This window comes from Dietzia cercidiphylli (assembly GCF_014145145.1).
GTDB classification, from domain to species: Bacteria; Actinomycetota; Actinomycetes; order Mycobacteriales; family Mycobacteriaceae; genus Dietzia; species Dietzia natronolimnaea.
This window is the reverse complement of sequence record NZ_JAALEA010000466.1, coordinates 1-2,060: the sequence shown is the minus strand read 5'-3', so window position 1 is coordinate 2,060 and position 2,060 is coordinate 1. Positions and strand designations below refer to the sequence as shown.

4 protein-coding genes, 1 pseudogene and 1 riboswitch are annotated in these 2,060 nt (G+C 72.1%); of the genes and pseudogenes, 2 read left to right on the top strand and 3 right to left on the bottom strand.

Annotation, left to right across the window (positions count from 1 at the left end; all coding sequences use genetic code 11):
* Positions 1–161 precede the first annotated feature (161 nt).
* From G6028_RS15660 to G6028_RS15650, 3 genes are read right to left on the bottom strand one after another with little or no spacing between them, the layout of a single operon-like run.
* Positions 162–638: an SRPBCC family protein gene (locus G6028_RS15660; RefSeq protein ID WP_179523243.1), complete on the bottom strand. Its 477-nt coding sequence runs from the start codon at positions 636–638 to the stop codon at positions 162–164.
* Positions 635–892, bottom strand: a complete 258-nt coding sequence (locus G6028_RS15655; protein WP_182611046.1) for a hypothetical protein — start codon at positions 890–892, stop codon at positions 635–637. The genes G6028_RS15660 and G6028_RS15655 overlap by 4 nt, the downstream gene beginning before the upstream one ends.
* A 39-nt stretch (positions 893–931) precedes the next feature.
* Positions 932–1,246 (bottom strand): DMT family transporter, encoded by a 315-nt coding sequence (locus G6028_RS15650; RefSeq protein WP_182659423.1) that lies wholly within the window; start codon positions 1,244–1,246, stop codon positions 932–934.
* Positions 1,247–1,256: 10 nt separating this feature from the next.
* Positions 1,257–1,324: riboswitch (guanidine-III (ykkC-III) riboswitch) on the bottom strand.
* A 150-nt stretch (positions 1,325–1,474) separates the two neighbouring features.
* On the opposite strand from G6028_RS15650, the gene G6028_RS15645 reads away from it, so the two are divergent.
* Together G6028_RS15645 and G6028_RS15640 are read left to right on the top strand one after the other, a co-directional pair.
* The gene (locus G6028_RS15645; RefSeq protein WP_182659422.1) at positions 1,475–1,774 is read left to right on the top strand and encodes an EthD family reductase; all 300 of its coding nucleotides are present in this window, start codon (positions 1,475–1,477) and stop codon (positions 1,772–1,774) included.
* Positions 1,775–1,824: 50 nt separating this feature from the next.
* Positions 1,825–2,060 (top strand): annotated as a pseudogene (locus G6028_RS15640) (hypothetical protein); the annotation flags it as partial.

Genomic DNA, 2,060 nt, shown 5'->3' with positions numbered 1-2,060 from the left:
CCGTGCCGTGGCGCTGGGTCCGCGACGAGTTCCGTGCGCTGGACGACCGCCGGCTCCTGGGGTTGACCTTCGTCGGTGGCCCGTGGTCCCGGATCGCCGCGGCTCCGCTGCTCCTCACGCGCGCCTAGACCGCGCCCGGCCCGCGGCGCGCGGCCGGATCGTCAGCGGTTCGACTCGTACCTCGCGGCCAGGCGCGAGAGCGTCTCGGTGATCCCGGCGGCGTTCTTCTCCGCCATCCCGACGCGCTCCATGACCCGCCCGATCTTCGACTCACGGTTGTCGAAGCTCTCGGTGACCTCGGTCCGCCCGTCGGCGGTCGGGGTGAACTCCCAGCGCCAGCGGTGCCCGGCGGGGTGGGCCCACTCGACGACCTTGAGCTCCGGGGTGTCGACATGCTCGGTCACCGTGGAGGTGATGCGGTACGGGACGCCGTACATCCGCATCCTCGTGGTGAACTTCGCACCCTCGGACAGGGCGGACGGGCCCTTGACGTTGTCGCGGACCGTCCCCGATCCGTCGACGAGGCCGTGCTTCGCGGGGTCGTTGACCAGCGCGAACAACTCGTCGGCGGGGGCGTTGACGGTGACGCGCCGGGCGACGACGCGCGGTCCGCGGTCGACTGTGGTGATGGAGGTCATGGGTGGACCGGTCCTCTCGGGAGACGTCGATGACGGTGCAGACCACGAGGGGTCTCGGGTCGGTGGGCCTGCCTCCGGACCACCGTACGCCCGAGTTCCGCCACGTTCCCGGCGACCGCACCGAGGCCGGCGCCGATGACCAGGCCCGGGGCCAGGCCGGTCGGGCCGGCGACCGCGAGCCCGATGATCAGGCCGGCCCCGGCCCCGTAGACGAGTCCCAGGCCGACCAGTGGTCCGGCCGCACGCGATCTCATCACCTCACCGTAGACCCCGGCGCCGCGCTGACGAGGCGGTCACGCAGCGGTCTTGAGTCCGACCACCCCGCCGATGATCACCAGGAGGAAGACCACCTTGGCCGGCGAGACCGGTTCCGCGCCGGTGGCCATGGCGTACAGCACGGTCAGGGAGGCGCCGATGCCGACCCACACGGCGTAGGCGGTTCCCACCGGGAGGCCTCTCATCGCGTAGGCCAACCCGGCCATGCTCACGACCAGTGCGACCCCGAACACCACGGACGGGATGAGCCGGGTGAAGCCCTCGGATCTGCCCAACGCGGTGGCCCACACCGCCTCGAGGATCCCGGACAGAACGAGTACGAACCACGCCATGACAGCCTCCGGCGGGCCGTCTTGTCGCGCTCCGGGTACGGCGCCCCTCGTCCGGGAGACCCGTCCACGGGACTCTGGGGACCATGCTGGCACATCGGGAGCCGGTCCGACCGACCCGGACTCCGACCACAACCGGCGAATCCGTCTCCCCACCCGACCGACTGCGGCATCATCCCCGGTGCGCGACCCTCCGGACGACCGGATGGAGCGCCCCTCGAAAGGACCCCCTTGATCACCCTCACCGTCCTCTACGGAACCCCCGACGACGTCGAGAAGTTCGACGAGTACTACGACGGGACCCACATCCCCCTCGCCCGCGCGGTTCCGGGCCTCGACGACGCCAAGGTCACACGCTTCCTGCCCGGCCCGGACGGCTCCGCACCCGAGTTCCACCTGATGGTTCAGTTGTTCTTCGCGGACGCCGAGGCGATGGGAGCCGCGCTTGCGACGGACGAGGGCCGGGCACTGGTGGCGGACGGGGCGAACCTCGGGATCACCCCGACGATGCTCGTGGGCTCCACCGGGTAACCGCCGGGAACGCGCGGCCGCGGAGGGGCCGTGGGTACGGTGAGGCCACCATGACCCCTCACCACTCCCCCTCTGCGCGGCCGGACCGGGCATCCGTCCCCCCGTTGGCGGTGGCCGTGATCGGCGCCGGCGCGATCGGGACCGCGGTAGCGGAGGCACTGGAGAACGGCGACGTCCCCGGAGCGCGTCTGGTGGCGGTGCTCCGCTCGGGCAGCACGCGCGACGAGGTCGACGCGGCCGTCGATGCCGCCGACGTCCTGGTCGAGGCCGCCGGGGTCGAGGCCGC

Bases quoted from the DNA above. Each gene is read 5' to 3' on its own strand.
- G6028_RS15660 (WP_179523243.1), bottom strand. From the start codon at position 638: ATGACCTCCATCACCACAGTCGACCGCGGACCGCGCGTCGTCGCCCGG.
- G6028_RS15655 (WP_182611046.1), bottom strand. From the start codon at position 892: ATGAGATCGCGTGCGGCCGGACCACTGGTCGGCCTGGGACTCGTCTAC.
- G6028_RS15650 (WP_182659423.1), bottom strand. From the start codon at position 1,246: ATGGCGTGGTTCGTACTCGTTCTGTCCGGGATCCTCGAGGCGGTGTGG.